This is a genomic window from Clavibacter lycopersici, assembly GCF_003576405.1.
Classification (GTDB): domain Bacteria; phylum Actinomycetota; class Actinomycetes; order Actinomycetales; family Microbacteriaceae; genus Clavibacter; species Clavibacter lycopersici.
This window is the reverse complement of record NZ_QWGT01000050.1, coordinates 1-14442: the sequence shown is the minus strand read 5'-3', so window position 1 is coordinate 14442 and position 14442 is coordinate 1. Positions and strand designations below refer to the sequence as shown.

Here is a 14442-nt window from a genome sequence, read left to right as displayed (position 1 = left end):
CCGCGGCGGCCCGGACGAGCGCCGAGCCGACGCCGCGGATCCCCCGGGCACCCGGCGCCACGACCAGGCGCGACCCGGTCCACCAGCCGATGTCCCGCGCGCCGACGGGCGCGAGCCGCACGCCGCCGACGACCGCGCCCTCGGCGCGGGCGACCAGCACGACGGTCCGCGGATCCCCGTCGAGCGCGTCGAGGTCGGTGCCCGCGAAGATCCCCTGCTCCTCGACGAACGCGTCGTGCCGCAGCCGCAGGTACGCGTCGAGGTCCCGCCGGTCCGCCACGGACACGAGGAACGCCGGCGCGGCCCGCACGACGGGCGGGCCCATGAGGGCGGGGACGTCGAGGAGCACGGATCAGCCCCCTGCGGTCTGCAGTGCGGAGCAGGCGCCGCAGGCCGCGCAGCCCGCCTTCTGGTCGGCGCCGCGCATCCCGGCTGCCTGCAGCGCGCGCGAGACGCGGAACGTCACGTCGCGGAGCACGGATCCCTCGGGTGCGGGCACGTGGTCGACGTCGGTCGCGAGGGTCCCGCGCAGCGGACGGAACGGCACGATGAAGGGGTAGACGCCCATGTCGATGAGCTCCTGGGCGCCGGCGACCATCTCGTCCGGATCCTCGCCGAGCCCCACCAGCAGGTAAGTGGAGACCTGGTTGCGGCCGAAGACCCGCACGGCCTCCCGCCACGCGGCGCGGTACTCGTCCATCGACACGCGGGACTTGCCCGGCATCCAGCGGCGGCGCACGTCGTCGTCCATCGACTCCACGTGGATCCCGATGGACCGCGCCCCGGCCTCGTACAGGTCGGTGATGGTCGACAGCTGCGCGGGCGGCTCGCACTGCACCTGGATCATGAGGTCCGGCACGACCTCCTTGATCGCCCGGACGCACCGCGCGAGGTGGGTGGCCCCGCGGTCGCGTCCGTTGCTCGTGCCCGTGGTCATGACCATCTGCTCCACGCCGTCGAGCCGCCAGGCCGCCTCCGCGACCTCGGCGAGCATGGCCGGCGTCTTGACCGCGATGGTGCTGCCCGAGGCGAGGCTCTCCTCGATGGAGCAGAAGCGGCAGCGCTCCGACTCGTCGTAGCGCACGCAGGTCTGCACCACCGTGGTGGCCAGCACCTTGGCGCCGTGCAGCCGCGCGATCTTCTCGTAGGAGACGCCGTCCGCGGTCGCGAGGTCGTAGAACCTCGGCCGGTCGACCGCGTCCACCTCGTAGCCCGTGTCCTCGCCGTCGAGCAGGAGCTTCCCGTCGTCGACGAGGTAGGGGCTCTCCGGGTTCGCCGGCACCGCGGACTGGAGCCCGCGGAACATCACGTGCCCGTCGTCGCTCGGCCCGGCGCCGCCCTCGCGGTGCACGGGCGCGGCGACGCGGATCCCGCGGATGGCGATGTCGACGCGCGTCGTGAGCGCGGCGGCGTCCGCCTCCGCGTCCGCCTGCCGGGCGCGGCTCGGCGTCGTGGTCCCTCTCGTGATGGTCATGGGCGCACCGGTCAGACCATGTACGTGCTGTTGATGATGGCTCCCTTGCGGGCGTAGTGGATCACCGCGTCCTGCACGTCGAGGGGGTGGGCCGGGATGACGCCCGCGATGAGGTCCTCCTCGCGCGCGCCGTGCAGCGCCAGGCCGAAGCGGCAGCAGAAGACCGTGCCGCCCTCGGCGATGAAGGTCTCGAGCGCGTTGTTGATGTTGTTCTCGCCGGGGAACCCGTCGGCGCCCGTCGTCGGGAAGCCGCGGTTGGCGATGGCGTTCAGGGAGCCGGGTCCGTAGAAGTACAGGACGCTCGTGAATCCCTTGCGCAGCGCCCGCGTGGCCTGCAGCACGGCGACGAAGCTCACCGACGACTCGTGCGCGATGCCGTGCACGAGCTGGAAGTAGTGGTCGTCCTTCGTGGCGGTGTAGTCGGGGAAGATCTTCGTCGACCCGTAGAGGCTGCTGCCCTTCGGCAGCGAGGGGTGCGCGATCTCCTCGCGTGACCTCTCGATGTTGTCGAGGATCTGCTGGTCGATGTCGACGTCGGTCATGGTGCTCTCCTTGGCGGTCGGATGCGGCGGGTCGGGGTCTGGTCCGAGTCTTCGGTCGTGCTGTTGCGAGCGGATTACGGCGAGAATTCCGTTTGTTTCCCCCCGTCGGCCAGAGGATCCGGAGTCGCTGGTGAGGCCGAGATTCGGGCCTCTCGGCCGGCGCGCGCGAAACGAGAAGTTGTTCCGTGCGAAACCAAGCCGAAACAGGGCGTGGCCTTGACTGGGCCCCACGCGCAGGATCCTGCGCCGACCCCACCGACCCCCTCAGGAGGCACGATGTCGACGACCGTCGCCGCCGTCTCGGCGAACTTCACCCGGGACCTCGAGCAGGACTACGCGCTCATCGGCAGCCTGATCGCCGAGGCCCGGGAGAGCGGCGTGGAGCTCATCGCCTTCCCCGAGGCCGCGATCGGCGGCTACCTCTCCTCGCTCGGCAACCACGGCGACACCCTGAAGACCACGACGCGCTCGCTGCCGCCGGCGATCCGCCTCGACGGCCCGGAGATCCGGCGCGTCCAGGAGCTCGCGGGCGACATGGTCGTGTGCATCGGCTTCTGCGAGCTCGACGCCGACGGGGAGACCCGGTACAACGCGGCCGTCTGCCTCGACGGATCCCGCATCTACGGCTCCTACCGCAAGGTGCACCAGCCGCTCGGCGAGGCCATGTCGTACTCCGCGGGCGACGTCTACGAGGCGTTCGACACCCCCGTCGGCCGCGTGGGGCTGCAGATCTGCTACGACAAGGCGTTCCCCGAGGCGGCCCGCTCGCTCGCGATGGACGGCGCCGAGATCATCGTGAGCATGTCGGCGTGGCCGGTGGCGCGCACGGCGACGGCCGAGGACCTGCAGCAGGACAGGTGGACCTACCGGTTCAACCTCTTCGACTCCGCGCGGGCGCTCGACAACCAGGTGTTCTGGATCGCGTCGAACCAGGCCGGCTCGTTCGGCTCGCTGCGCTACGTCGGCAACGCCAAGGTGGTGGATCCCGGCGGCAACGTGCTCGCGACCACCCTGCTCGACGCGGGGCTGGCCATCGCGGAGATCGACGTCGAGGGCACGTTCCGGGCGATGCGCGGCGGCATGTTCCACCTGCGCGACCGGCGGCCCGACGCGTACCGGACCGGCGAGGGCGTGCCCGCCGCCGAGGGGGAGCTCGCCCGTGCCTGAGATGACCTTCCGGGTGCGCTGGCCCGACGGATCCGAGGCCGACTGCTACTCGCCGAGCCTCGTGATGCACGACCACCTCGCCGCCGGATCGGAGTACCCGCTCGACGACTTCGTGCGCCGCTCCACCGAGGCGCTGCGCGTCGCGAGCGAGCGGGTGCGGGCGAAGTACGGATTCGCGTGCACGTCCGCGATGCAGCAGGAGGAGGAGATCCTCCGGGCAGCCGCGGGCTTCGACGGCGGGACCGTGGCGGTGCTCCGCATGGAGCCGCCGCTGCCGGACGCGGCGACGGCGTCCGCATCCGCGACCACGACCGGAGCCGGCGCGTGAGCCGCGCGACCCGCGTCGTCGACGGCGCGCGCGTGCCCGTCGCGGTGGTGGGCGGCGGCCAGGCCGGGCTCTCGATCAGCTGGCACCTCACCCGGCGCGGCATCGAGCACGTGGTGCTCGAGCGCGACCGCGTCGCGCACGACTGGGCCGACCGCCGTTGGGACGCCTTCACCCTCGTCACGCCGAACTGGCAGTGCCGGCTCCCCGGATACCCGTACGCGGGCGACGACCCGGACGGCTTCATGACGCGCGACGAGGTGCTCGCGTGGATCCGCGGCTACGCCGACTCCTTCGACGCGCCCGTGGTCGAGGGTGTGCTCGTCACCCGGCTGCGCGAGGCGGCCGCGGGCGGCTTCGAGGTCGTCACCGACCAGGGCACGATCGTCGCGGAGCAGGTCGTCATCGCGACCGGCGGCTACCACCGGCCCGTGCTCCCGGCGGCCGCGGCCCGGATCCCCGACTCCATCGCGCAGGTGCACTCCGCCGACTACCGCTCGCCCGAGGCGCTCCCCGAGGGGGCCGTGCTCGTGGTGGGATCCGGCCAGTCCGGCGCGCAGATCGCCGAGGACCTGCACCTCGCGGGCCGACGCGTGCACCTCGCCCTCGGATCCGCGCCCCGCTGCGCCCGCTTCTACCGCGGCCGCGACTGCATCGCGTGGCTCGAGGACATGGGCGTGTACGACGTCCCCGTGACCGCGCACATCGGGGGCCTCACCAAGCGCGAGTCCACCAACCACTACATGACCGGGCGCGGCGGCGGGCGCGACATCGACCTCCGCGCCTTCGCCCGCGACGGGATGCGCCTGCACGGGCGGCTCACCGGCGCGGACGGCACGCGGCTCGCCTTCACGCCCACCGTCGAGGCGTCGCTCGACCGCGCCGACTCGGTGATGGAGTCGATCAAGGACGACATCGACCGGCACATCGCGCGCGCCGGCATCGACGCGCCGACCGAGCCCCGGTACGTGCCCGTGTGGCGGCCGGAGCGCGAGGAGACCGGGCTCGACCTGGCCGAGGCGGGGATCACGAGCATCGTGTGGGCGGCCGGCTACCGGTCCGACTACTCATGGGTGCAGGTGGGCGCGTTCGACGGATCCGGGCACCCCATGCACCAGCGCGGATCCACCGCCGTCGCCGGCCTGCACTTCCTCGGCCTGCCGTGGCTGCACACGTGGGGATCGGGCCGGTTCGCGGCCATCGCACGCGACGCCGAGCACCTCGCGGACCGCATCGAGGAGCGGACGGCGGACCGGTCGCCGGCCTCCGTGGGGGCGGTCTGGTCCGGCTAGCCTGTCGCCATGGCCGAGATCACGATGGGGGCGGTCGCGGCGCACTTCGGGCGCGACGTCGAGCGGACGCTCGCCAAGCTCCCCGGGATGATCGGCCAGGCGCGCGAGCGCGGCGTCGACCTGCTCGTGCTCCCGGACGCGACCATCGGCGGCTACCTGCTCGACATGGAGCACCCGGGGCCGGATGCGCGACCGCCCGCCGTGGAGCTCGACGGGCCGGAGGTGCGGGCGGTGACGGAGATGGCCGGCGACATGACGGTGTGCTTCGGGGTCGCGGAGCGCGCGCTCGAGGGCGGCGAGGAGATCCGGTACAACAGCGCCGTCTGCGTGCAGGGCGGCCGTGTCCTCGGCACGCACCGCAAGGTGCACCTGCCGCTCGGCGAGTCGGAGGCGTACCGGGCCGGATCCGCGTTCGCGGCGTTCGACACCCCCGTGGGACGCGTCGGCATGATGATCGACTTCGACAAGACCTTCCCGGAGTCGGCGCGCACGCTGGCGCTCGACGGCGCCGAGATCCTCGCGTGCCTGAGCGCGTGGCCGGCCAGCGTCACCGACCGCTCCGACCGGCTCCGCAACGACCGGCAGGCGCACCTGTTCGACCTCTACGACTGCTCGCGCGCGGCCGAGAACCAGCTCTACCTCGTGTCGTCGAACCAGACCGGGGTGCTCGGCGGCCTGCGGTTCCTCGGGCAGGCGAAGATCGTGGATCCCGCCGGGGAGATCGTCGCGAAGACGTGGGCGAAGGGCGGGCTGGCCGTCACGACCGCCGACGTCTCCTCGGACATCGCGCGGGCCCGGCGGACGATGCACCACCTCCGCGACCGCGTGCCGGCCGCGTACGCGCCCGCTCCCGCCCGCGGCTGACCCCGCTCCCGTCGATCCCCGCCCGCCGACCGCCGACCCACCCGAGGAGCGCCCCGTGCGGATCGCCCTGCTGACGTACTCCACCAAGCCGCGCGGCGGGGTGGTGCACACGCTCGCCCTCGCGGAGGCGCTCGCCCGGCGCGGGCACGACGTCGCCGTGTGGACCCTGGGGCGCGGCGGCGACCGCGCGTTCTTCCGCGAGGTGGACCCGGCCGTGCGGATCCGCGTGGTGCCGTTCGCCGCGCGCGACGACGAGACGGTGGGCGAGCGCATCGTCCGCTCGATCGTGACGATGCGCGAGGCCTTCGCCGCCGCCCGCGAGGCCGAGGGATACGACGTCGTGCACGCGCAGGACTGCATCTCGGCCAACGCGGCTGGGCCCTGCATCCGCACCATCCACCACCTCGACGAGTTCACGACCCCCGAGCTCGTGCGCTGCCACGACGCCGCGGTCCGCGAGCCGATCGCGCGGGTGTGCGTCTCGGCGGCCGTCGCCGCGGAGGTCGAGGCGGGCTGGGGCCTGGTGCCCACGGTGATCCCGAACGGCGTCGACGGCGCGCGGTTCCGGGCGGCGGCGGGGCCGGAGGGCGCGGAGTCGCGCGAGCGGATCCGCGCCGCGCTCCTCGAGCACGGGGTGGAGGGCGCGTACGTCCTCGCGCTCGGCGGCATCGAGCCGCGGAAGGGCAGCGTCGACCTGCTCGAGGCGTTCGCGCTGCTGCATGCCCGGCGGCCCGGTCTCCGGCTCGTGTTCGGCGGCGGGGAGACGCTGTTCGACTACCGGGCGTACCGCGAGGCGTTCGACGCGCGCGCCGCCGAGCTGGGGATCCGGCCGGTGATCCTCGGTGTCGTCGACGATCGGGACGTGCCGCCGCTCGTCGCCGCGGCGGGCGCGCTCGCCTTCCTCTCGACGAAGGAGGGCTTCGGCCTCGCCGCGATGGAGGCGCTCGCGGCCGGCGTGCCCGTCGTCGCCCGCGACCTGCCCGTGCTCCGCGAGGTGTTCGGGTCGTCCGTGCTGTTCGCGACGGATCCGGCGACCGCGGCCGACGCCGTAGCGGCGGCGCTCGACGGTCGCGCCCCTGACCCCGCCGGCGGCCGCGCGCTCGCCGCGTCCCACGACTGGGACGACGTGGCCCGTCAGCACGAGGAGCTCTACCTCCGCGTCGGACGGGAGGGCGACCATGGGGCGGCAGTCGATCTCCCGCATCATCACGGGGCTCGCTGACGCGGATCCCGACCGCGTCGTGGTGCGCGACGACGCCGGCACGCTGACCGCGCGCGAGCTCGACCTGGCCTCGAACCGGCTGGCGCGCGCCTACCTGTCGCTCGGCGTCGGCCAGGACGACCGGGTCGCGATCGCGCTGCCGAACACGCGCGAGATGGTGGTCGTCTGCGCCGCCGTCTGGAAGGTCGGCGCGACGCCGCAGCCGATGTCGACCGGTCTCTCCGTCGAGGAGCGCGCCCACGTCGAGGACCTCGCCCGCCCCGCGCTCGTGGTCGGGGTGACGTCGACCCGGCCCGGCGTCCCGTCCGTGCCCGCCGGCTGGTCGCCTCCCGCCAGCCTCTCCGACGCGGTCCTGCCCGACGCGTGGGCGCGCAGCTGGAAGGCGCCGACGTCGTCGGGATCCACGGGCCGCCCCAAGGTCGTGGCCACCACGGCCCCCGCGCTGCTGGATCCGACGCTCGCCGTGGCGCCGCACCTCCCGCTCGACCAGGTGCAGCTCGTGACGGCGCCGCTCACCCACTCGGCCGCGTTCACCTACGCGTTCCGCGGCCTCATGACGGGCCACGCGCTCGTGCTCCTGCCGCACTTCGACGAGCGACGCGTGCTCGCCGCGATCGCGGAGCACCGGATCACGTGGACGCTGCTGGTGCCGACGACGATGCACCGGCTGCTGCGTCTCCCCGATGACGAGCGGCGGGCGGCCGACCTCTCCAGCCTCCGGACGGTCCTGCACCTCGGCGCGCCGTGCCCGCCCGGCGTGAAGCGGGCGTTCATGGAGTGGATCGGGCCCGAGCGGCTCGTGGAGGTGTACGCGGGGAGCGAGTCGAACGGGATCCTCACCATCCGCGGCGACGAGTGGCTGCGGCACCCCGGCAGCGTCGGGCGCGCGTCGGGCGGCACGGCCGTCTCCATCCGCGACGACGAGGGCCGGGAGCTCCCTGCGGGCGAGGTCGGCCGGATCTGGATGCGGCGTGACGGCGGGCCCGCCTACGCGTACGTCGGCGCAGGATCCGCCCGGACGCCCGACGGCTGGGACACCCTCGGCGACCTCGGACGGGTCGACGCCGACGGGTACGTCTTCGTGCTCGACCGCGCCGACGACGTGATCCTCCGGGGCGGCGTCAACGTGCACCCCGTCGAGGTCGAGCGCGTGCTCGAGCAGCACCCGGCGGTCCGCGGCGCGGTCGCGTTCGGCGTGCCCGACGACGACCTCGGCCAGCGCGTCGAGGCGGTGGTCGACATCGCGGACGCGCAGGTCGACGCCGCGGAGCTGCTCGCGTGGGCCCGCGCCCGGCTGGACGCGGAGCGCAGGCCGGCTGCCGTGCGCCTCACGCGTACGCCCGTGCGGGACGACGCCGGCAAGACGCGGCGGAAGGCGCACGCGCGCGCGGCGGTCGACGAGCGCGGCTGAGGTCGCCTCCCCGGCGTCGACGGATCCGCCTACCGCGGTCGTGCCGCTGCCGGGTAGCGTCGAGTCGTGACCTGGCCCGCGCTCCACATCACCCGCTCCGTCGATGCCGACGTGGCGGCGGTCGTCGCCGTCGCGGGGGATCCCGCGCGGCTGCCCGAGTGGGCGGCGGGCGTCAGCTCGGGTATCCGGCTCGAGGGCGGTCGCTGGCTGTCGGACTCGCCGATGGGGCCGGTCGAGATCGCGTTCACGGGCCCGCGCGAGCTCGGGATCCTCGACCACGACGTGACGCTCCCCGACGGCACCGTGGTGCGCAACCCGCTGCGCGTCCTCCCCAACGACGACGGCAGCGAGGTCGTCTTCACGCTCTTCCGCCGGCCGGGCACGACCGACGTCGCCTTCGCGGAGGACGCGGCGCTCGTCGCGGAGGACCTCGACCGGCTCGCGGCGCTGGTCGCCGCGGGCTGATCCGCCCCCTGGTCGTGGGCACCGCTACCGTCGATGCATGCCGATCGACCGCCTCGCCGTCCCCGAGGACCGCACGGCCCGGCTCGACCTCCATCGCCCGTCGCCCGACGACGCCGACGAGGTGCACGCGATCCTCTCCGACCCCGCCGTCTGGACCCACCACCCGACGCTGCGCGTGACCGACCCGGCGCAGACCGAGCGCTTCCTCCGCACGTGGGCCGAGAGCTGGGAGCGCGACGGCCTCGGCTCGTGGATCGTGCGCGAGCGGGACGCCGATGCGGTCATCGGGTTCGGTGGCTGCGGCATCGCGCACGAGGCCTTCTGGAACCTCGGCTACCGCTTCTCACCGGCCGTGCAGGGCCGCGGCTACGCGACCGAGATGGCGCTGCGGGCGATCGAGCGGGCGCGGATCCGCCGCCCCGAGCTGCCCGTCGTCGCGTACCTCGTCGCGCACAACCAGGCGTCGGCGGCCGTGGCCGAGAAGGCGGGGCTCGCGCTGGTGCACCGCGTGCCGGACCCGGGCAACCCGGATCCGTCAGTGATGCGCCTCATCTACGCGGACCGCGCGCTCACCGACGCGCAGCGCGACGCGGCGGCGCGCTGACCCGGGCCGTGCCCCCGCGGCGGCGCACCGCCACACTGGATCCATGAGCACCGCCGCCGACGCCCTCGCCCGCCTCGTCACGGGGATCGACCGCGAGCGGCTCGGCGCGTACGGGGCCGTCGTGCGGGTCGGCGCCGACGAGGCCGAGCACCGCTGGCGGAGCGACGACCGCGAGAACCTGTACTCGGTGTCCAAGGGCGTGTGCGCGCTGGCCGTCGGCATCGCCGTGGACGAGGGCATCCTCCGGCTCGACACCCGCGTCCCGGAGCTGCTCCTCGACCTCGACCTCGGCGCGGGCGTCGACCAGGTCACCGTCGAGCACCTGCTCACGATGACGAGCGGCATCGACTTCGCGTGGTTCGGCGACGAGCCCGTGCCCGGCCCCGACCTCGCGCAGGCCATGCTCGGGCTCCCCACGCGCGGCCCCGGGACCGTCTTCCGCTACAGCGACGCGAGCCCGTACGTCGCCATGCGGATGCTCGCCGCCGCGGTCGGCGACGTGCGCGACTGGCTCCTCCCTCGCCTGTTCGAGCCTCTGGGGATCGACAACCCGCAGTGGCACCGCTGCCCGCTCGGCTTCGTCGTTGGCGGCAGCGGCCTCGAGCTGCGCACCGGCGAGCTCGCGCGCATCGGCCGGCTGCTGCGCGACCGCGGCGCGTGGGGGGGTCGGCAGCTCGTCAGCGCCGAGTGCATCGACCGGATGCACGGATCCTGGGTGGACACCGGCGACGACCCCGCCGCTCCCTTCGCCCGCTACGGCCTCGCGACCTGGGACGGCCCCGGCGACGCCTGGCGCCTCGACGGCCGCTACGGCCAGTACGTGCTGGTCGACGGATCCCGCGACGCGGTCGTCACGATCACGGCCCACGAGGAGGAGCGGGACCACCTGCTCGCCGAGCTGGCGGCGGCGGCCGTCGCGGAGGCGGCGCCCGTCACGCCCGTCGTCAGCTGACCGGCGCCGTCAGCGGATCCGGGGCCCGTCGCGTGCGCCCCGCGTCGCCGACCACCGCGAACCCCTCGCGCGCCCAGTACTCGAACCCGCCGATCAGCTCCTGCACGCGCGTGTAGCCGAGCGTGGCGAGCGTGAGGGCCGCGCGCGTGCTGCCGTTGCAGCCCGGTCCCCAGCAGTAGACGACGATGCGGGCGTCGCGGTCGGGCAGCTCGGCGGCGGCGCGCGCGGCGAGCTCGGCGCCGGGGATGTGGACGGCGCCGGGGATCCGCCCCTGGCTCCAGGACGCGTCCGAGCGCACGTCGACCACGAGGGGCGCAGCACCGCTCGCCCGATCGGCGGCGAGGTCGGCGGGATCCGTCTCGTAGGTCAGCTTGGCGGCGAAGTGGTCGATCGCGGAGAGGGTCGTGTTCATGCCTCCATCGAAGCGTCAGGGGTCTGGGCGAGGAAGGGCCGTCGCGCGGCATCGGGCCCGCCCGGCCGCGGATCGCCCGGTAGGTTCGGCCGCATGCCGACGAATCCGCCGTTGACCCTCGACGCCACCGATCACGCGATCATCGCCGAGCTCCAGGGCGACGGCCGGATGAGCGTCGCGCAGCTCGGCCGCGCCGTCTCGCTCTCGGCCAGCGCGACCGCCGAGCGCGTGCGCCGCCTCACGGAGGGCGGCATCATCACGGGCTACTCGATCACGGTGGATCCCGAGGCCCTCGGCTGGACCGTGACCGCCTTCGTGCGCCTGGCCTACCCTTCGGGCGACTACCGGCCGTTCCACGCGCTGGTCGCGGAGCTGCCGGAGATCGTCGAGGCGCACCACGTCACGGGCGCCGACTGCTTCATCATCAAGGTCCACGCCCGGTCGATGCGCGACCTCGAGCGCATCACGGGCCGCCTCGCCGCCCTCGGCGGGATCACGACCCACGTCGTGTACTCGAGCCCGGTCCCGGGGCGGCACGTCGGGCCGGCTTAGGTGCATGTGGGCCTCGGTCGCGGGACGGAGGAGACCGCGATGGCCGGGGTGCGCCGCCCGGAGGACAGGAATCAGCCGGCGGGACGGTCATTTCCTCAAGACCCGTAACGGCGTTGGTGAAGGCATCAGCCGTCGAAGGCCTTGGTGATGTCACCGACTCTCCACAGGCCACCACCCGCTCAGCGCCACCACCTCGGCCGCGATCTCCGCCACGGTCCGCCCGTCGGTCGCCACGCGGTGGACCGCGTCGGACGCTCCCGCCTCGAGCCGCAGGGCCGCTGCCGCGCTGCGCTCGACCGCCTCCGCGAGCCCCGACCCGATCTCGCGGCCGGCCAGCCGCGTGGCCGCCGTGCCGTCGTCGGCCGTGAGCAGCACGCCCACCACGTCGACGTCGCCGCCGAGCGCCGCCGTCAGCGCGGGCAGCTCCAGCACGCTGACGGTGTTCGTGTAGATCACGCGCGTCCAGCCGGCCTCGCGGTAGTTCCGCCACATGGCCGCCAGGTTCCGCTCGGCCAGCGGGATCCCCTGCCGCCACGGCTCGGGGTGCGCCTGGTCGAGGGTGTCGCCCTCGACGAGCGCGTGCGCGACGTCGGCCGCCGCGAGGATCCGCGACACCTCCGCCGCCACCGTTGTCTTGCCGACGCCCGAGCGCCCGCCGAGGAAGAGGGCCTGCGTGCGGGATCCCGAGTCCATCCCGACAGGGTCGCACGGCTGTGCGCGGACGCGCCGCCGCCCGCGTTGACACGTCCCCCGCGCCCCCGGGACAATGGGAGCACGTTGCTCTTACAACGTTGTAAAGGCTCGGATCCACCCGGCATCGCCGGCGTCGATCGGCCCCGTTCCCGATGAAGTGAAGGACCACTCCATGACCGACGCCCGCACCGCGGCCGACGCCCGCACCGCACCCGACGCACGGATCGGCCTCGACCGCACCGCCGTCGTCGCCCCCGTCAACCGCCGCACCTTCGGCTCGTTCGTCGAGCACCTCGGCCGCTGCGTCTACGACGGCATCTACGAGCCCGGCCACCCCACCGCCAACGAGGACGGCTTCCGCCTCGACGTCGTCGACCTCGTCAAGGAGCTCGGCTCGAGCACCGTCCGCTACCCCGGCGGCAACTTCGTCTCCGGCTACCGCTGGGAGGACGGCGTCGGCCCGCGCGAGGACCGCCCCAAGCGCCTCGACCTCGCCTGGCACTCGCTCGAGACCAACGAGGTCGGCCTCGACGAGTTCGCGCGCTGGTGCGAGCTCACCGGCAGCGAGCTGATGATGGCCGTCAACCTCGGCACGCGCGGCGTCCTCGAGGCCCTCGACATCCTCGAGTACTCGAACCACCCGGGCGGCACCGCCCTCTCCGACCAGCGCATCGCCAACGGGTCCCCCGAGCCCCACGGCGTGAAGATGTGGTGCCTCGGCAACGAGATGGACGGCCCGTGGCAGGTCGGCCACATGACCGCCGACGACTACGGCAAGCTCGCGAACCGCACCGCCGGCGCCATGAAGATGGTGGATCCCACGCTCGAGCTCGTCGCGTGCGGCAGCAGCGGATCCGGCATGCCCACCTTCGGCGAGTGGGAGCGCACCGTGCTCGAGCACGCGTACGACAACGTCGACTTCATCTCGGCGCACGCCTACTACCAGGAGCGCAAGGGCGACCTCGGCAGCTTCCTCGCCTCCTCGCTCGACATGGAGTACTTCATCCGCACGGTCGTCGCGTCGGCGGACCAGGTGAAGTACCGCCGCAAGAGCGACAAGACCATCAACATCTCGTTCGACGAGTGGAACGTCTGGTACCTCGACGAGCACCAGGAGTCCGGCGTCATCACCGAGGGCTGGCCCTACGCGCCGCACCTGCTCGAGGACGTCTACTCGGTCGCGGATGCGGTCGTGCTCGGCAACCTGATGATCACGCTGCTGAAGCACAGCGACCGCGTCACGTCCGCCAGCCTCGCGCAGCTCGTGAACGTGATCGCCCCGATCATGACGGAGACGGGCGGCGGCGCCTGGCGCCAGACCACCTTCTTCCCGTTCTCGGTCACCAGCCGCCTCGCGCAGGGCGACGTGCTGCGTCCCCGCATCGACGTGGGCACGTACGAGACCGAGGTGCACGGCACCGCGCCGCTCGTCGACTCGGTCGCGACCTTCGACGAGGCCACCGGCCGCGCCGCCGTGTTCCTCGTGAACCGCAGCGTGTCGGACGCGCTCACGATCGAGGTCGACGCGGCCGGGCTCGGCGTCTCCGAGGTGCTCGAGGCCGTCGGGATCCACGACGACGACGTCTACGCGAAGAACACCTTCGAGGACCGCGAGCGCGTGGGCCTGAAGGAGAACGCGTCGGCGACGCTCGTGGACGGCACCCTCACGATCACGCTGCCGCCCGTGTCGTGGACGGCCGTGTCGCTCGGCTAGTCGCACCCGCTCGACTACGCGCCCGTCGCGCCGCACCCGCGGCCGGCGGGCGTCGTGCGTGGGGGCCGGACGCAGGCGGCTCGGTACGGTGGCCCGATGGGCGACGACGCGATCATCGAGCGGGGCCGACGGCACGTGCGGGAGCGCTTCCGATGGATCGACGGCGACGCCGACACCTGGTCGATGCTGCGCGACGCCGCGTCGCTGGAAGCCGTGGTCGCCGCCCTCGCGGAGCTGGCGCGCGACGACCGGCCCGACGTCGTCCTCGGCATCGAATCGCGCGGCTTCGCCCTCGGCCCCGCGGTCGCCCTGATGCTCGGCGTCGGCTTCGCGCCCGTGCGCAAGGACGGGGCGCTCCTACCCGGCGATGTCGTACGGGAGGTCGCGGACGCGGACTACCGCGGCGTCCGCCGCGGCTTCTCCGCCCTGCGCGACCTGCTCCTGCCCGGGCAGCGCGCTGTGCTCGTCGACGACTGGATCGAGACGGGCAGCCAGGCGCGGGCCGCCGCGGCGCTCGTCGCGAGCTGCGGTGCGACGCTTGCGGGCATCGCGGTGATCGTCGACGAGCTGCGCCCCGGGATGCGGGCGGTGCTGCCGCCCGTCCGGAGCCTGGCGACGGCTGACCAGCTGCGCTGAGCCCGTAGCGGCTGTCGCGATCGCGCGGTCAGCGCCCGTCGCGGCTGCGGTAGAGGGTCATGAGCGTCGCCGAGATGCGGCCGCCCGGGCCGAGCCGGTGGCCGTTCGCCTCGAGCC

The 14442-nt window shown here is 73.8% G+C and carries 17 protein-coding genes; 12 read left to right on the top strand and 5 right to left on the bottom strand.

Annotation, left to right across the window (positions count from 1 at the left end; translation table 11 throughout):
* The 3 genes from DZG00_RS05405 to DZG00_RS05395 all read right to left on the bottom strand — a co-directional run.
* A partial coding sequence (locus DZG00_RS05405; protein WP_375342493.1) for a GNAT family N-acetyltransferase occupies nt 1-349 on the bottom strand: 349 nt, incomplete at its 3' end.
* Nucleotides 350-352: 3 nt separating this feature from the next.
* Nucleotides 353-1474, bottom strand: a complete 1122-nt coding sequence (locus DZG00_RS05400) for an MSMEG_0568 family radical SAM protein (RefSeq protein ID WP_119381615.1) — start codon at nt 1472-1474, stop codon at nt 353-355.
* An 11-nt stretch (nt 1475-1485) separates the two neighbouring features.
* On the bottom strand, nt 1486-2016 hold the full coding sequence (locus DZG00_RS05395) for an MSMEG_0572/Sll0783 family nitrogen starvation response protein (protein WP_119381614.1): 531 nt from the start codon (nt 2014-2016) through the stop codon (nt 1486-1488).
* Nucleotides 2017-2292: 276 nt separating this feature from the next.
* Between DZG00_RS05395 and DZG00_RS05390 the strand changes: the two genes are divergently transcribed.
* From DZG00_RS05390 to DZG00_RS05350, 9 genes are all read left to right on the top strand, one after another.
* Nucleotides 2293-3183 carry a carbon-nitrogen hydrolase family protein gene (locus tag DZG00_RS05390; RefSeq protein WP_119381613.1) on the top strand — a complete coding sequence of 297 codons (891 nt, stop codon included), beginning with the start codon at nt 2293-2295 and terminating at the stop codon, nt 3181-3183.
* 1 nt (nt 3184) lies between these two features.
* Entirely contained in the window at nt 3185-3511 is a 327-nt protein-coding gene (locus DZG00_RS05385) for an MSMEG_0570 family nitrogen starvation response protein (protein ID WP_233548896.1), read from the top strand.
* Entirely contained in the window at nt 3508-4800 is a 1293-nt protein-coding gene (locus DZG00_RS05380; protein WP_233548893.1) for an MSMEG_0569 family flavin-dependent oxidoreductase, read from the top strand. The genes DZG00_RS05385 and DZG00_RS05380 overlap by 4 nt, the downstream gene beginning before the upstream one ends.
* 9 nt (nt 4801-4809) lie before the next feature.
* Nucleotides 4810-5664 carry a carbon-nitrogen hydrolase family protein gene (locus tag DZG00_RS05375; RefSeq protein WP_119381611.1) on the top strand — a complete coding sequence of 285 codons (855 nt, stop codon included), beginning with the start codon at nt 4810-4812 and terminating at the stop codon, nt 5662-5664.
* A 55-nt stretch (nt 5665-5719) separates the two neighbouring features.
* Entirely contained in the window at nt 5720-6886 is a 1167-nt protein-coding gene (locus tag DZG00_RS05370) for an MSMEG_0565 family glycosyltransferase (protein ID WP_119381610.1), read from the top strand.
* The gene (locus DZG00_RS05365) at nt 6843-8297 is read left to right on the top strand and encodes an AMP-binding protein (protein WP_119381609.1); all 1455 of its coding nucleotides are present in this window, start codon (nt 6843-6845) and stop codon (nt 8295-8297) included. Before DZG00_RS05370 ends, DZG00_RS05365 begins: the two co-directional genes overlap by 44 nt.
* 66 nt (nt 8298-8363) lie before the next feature.
* Nucleotides 8364-8762 carry an SRPBCC family protein gene (locus tag DZG00_RS05360; protein ID WP_119381608.1) on the top strand — a complete coding sequence of 133 codons (399 nt, stop codon included), beginning with the start codon at nt 8364-8366 and terminating at the stop codon, nt 8760-8762.
* Between the two features lie 37 nt (nt 8763-8799).
* Entirely contained in the window at nt 8800-9366 is a 567-nt protein-coding gene (locus DZG00_RS05355; RefSeq protein WP_119381607.1) for a GNAT family N-acetyltransferase, read from the top strand.
* Between the two features lie 43 nt (nt 9367-9409).
* On the top strand, nt 9410-10318 hold the full coding sequence (locus DZG00_RS05350) for a serine hydrolase domain-containing protein (RefSeq protein ID WP_119381606.1): 909 nt from the start codon (nt 9410-9412) through the stop codon (nt 10316-10318).
* Here DZG00_RS05350 and DZG00_RS05345 read toward each other — a convergent pair.
* The gene (locus DZG00_RS05345; protein WP_119381605.1) at nt 10311-10730 is read right to left on the bottom strand and encodes a rhodanese-like domain-containing protein; all 420 of its coding nucleotides are present in this window, start codon (nt 10728-10730) and stop codon (nt 10311-10313) included. The two genes, DZG00_RS05350 and DZG00_RS05345, sit on opposite strands and share 8 nt — an antisense overlap.
* Before the next feature lie 93 nt (nt 10731-10823).
* Between DZG00_RS05345 and DZG00_RS05340 the strand changes: the two genes are divergently transcribed.
* The gene (locus tag DZG00_RS05340) at nt 10824-11282 is read left to right on the top strand and encodes an Lrp/AsnC family transcriptional regulator (RefSeq protein ID WP_119381604.1); all 459 of its coding nucleotides are present in this window, start codon (nt 10824-10826) and stop codon (nt 11280-11282) included.
* A gap of 150 nt (nt 11283-11432) precedes the next feature.
* Here DZG00_RS05340 and DZG00_RS05335 read toward each other — a convergent pair whose 3' ends face one another.
* A complete protein-coding gene (locus tag DZG00_RS05335; RefSeq protein ID WP_119455445.1) occupies nt 11433-11975 on the bottom strand; it encodes a nucleoside/nucleotide kinase family protein in 543 nt (180 codons plus the stop codon).
* 172 nt (nt 11976-12147) lie between these two features.
* On the opposite strand from DZG00_RS05335, the gene arfA reads away from it, so the two are divergent.
* Nucleotides 12148-13689 carry an arabinosylfuranosidase ArfA gene (gene arfA / locus DZG00_RS05330; protein ID WP_119383018.1) on the top strand — a complete coding sequence of 514 codons (1542 nt, stop codon included), beginning with the start codon at nt 12148-12150 and terminating at the stop codon, nt 13687-13689.
* Between the two features lie 96 nt (nt 13690-13785).
* Complete coding sequence (locus DZG00_RS05325; protein ID WP_119383017.1) at nt 13786-14325, top strand: phosphoribosyltransferase family protein; 540 nt, start codon at nt 13786-13788, stop codon at nt 14323-14325.
* The last annotated feature ends 117 nt before the right edge of the window (nt 14326-14442 follow it).

Bases quoted from the DNA above. Each gene is read 5' to 3' on its own strand.
- DZG00_RS05395 (WP_119381614.1), bottom strand. From the start codon at position 2,016: ATGACCGACGTCGACATCGACCAGCAGATCCTCGACAACATCGAGAGG.
- arfA (WP_119383018.1), top strand. From the start codon at position 12,148: ATGACCGACGCCCGCACCGCGGCCGACGCCCGCACCGCACCCGACGCA.
- DZG00_RS05375 (WP_119381611.1), top strand. From the start codon at position 4,810: ATGGCCGAGATCACGATGGGGGCGGTCGCGGCGCACTTCGGGCGCGAC.
- DZG00_RS05365 (WP_119381609.1), top strand. From the start codon at position 6,843: ATGGGGCGGCAGTCGATCTCCCGCATCATCACGGGGCTCGCTGACGCG.
- DZG00_RS05385 (WP_233548896.1), top strand. From the start codon at position 3,185: ATGACCTTCCGGGTGCGCTGGCCCGACGGATCCGAGGCCGACTGCTAC.
- DZG00_RS05350 (WP_119381606.1), top strand. From the start codon at position 9,410: ATGAGCACCGCCGCCGACGCCCTCGCCCGCCTCGTCACGGGGATCGAC.
- DZG00_RS05390 (WP_119381613.1), top strand. From the start codon at position 2,293: ATGTCGACGACCGTCGCCGCCGTCTCGGCGAACTTCACCCGGGACCTC.
- DZG00_RS05345 (WP_119381605.1), bottom strand. From the start codon at position 10,730: ATGAACACGACCCTCTCCGCGATCGACCACTTCGCCGCCAAGCTGACC.
- DZG00_RS05355 (WP_119381607.1), top strand. From the start codon at position 8,800: ATGCCGATCGACCGCCTCGCCGTCCCCGAGGACCGCACGGCCCGGCTC.
- DZG00_RS05325 (WP_119383017.1), top strand. From the start codon at position 13,786: ATGGGCGACGACGCGATCATCGAGCGGGGCCGACGGCACGTGCGGGAG.
- DZG00_RS05335 (WP_119455445.1), bottom strand. From the start codon at position 11,975: ATGGACTCGGGATCCCGCACGCAGGCCCTCTTCCTCGGCGGGCGCTCG.
- DZG00_RS05400 (WP_119381615.1), bottom strand. From the start codon at position 1,474: ATGACCATCACGAGAGGGACCACGACGCCGAGCCGCGCCCGGCAGGCG.
- DZG00_RS05340 (WP_119381604.1), top strand. From the start codon at position 10,824: ATGCCGACGAATCCGCCGTTGACCCTCGACGCCACCGATCACGCGATC.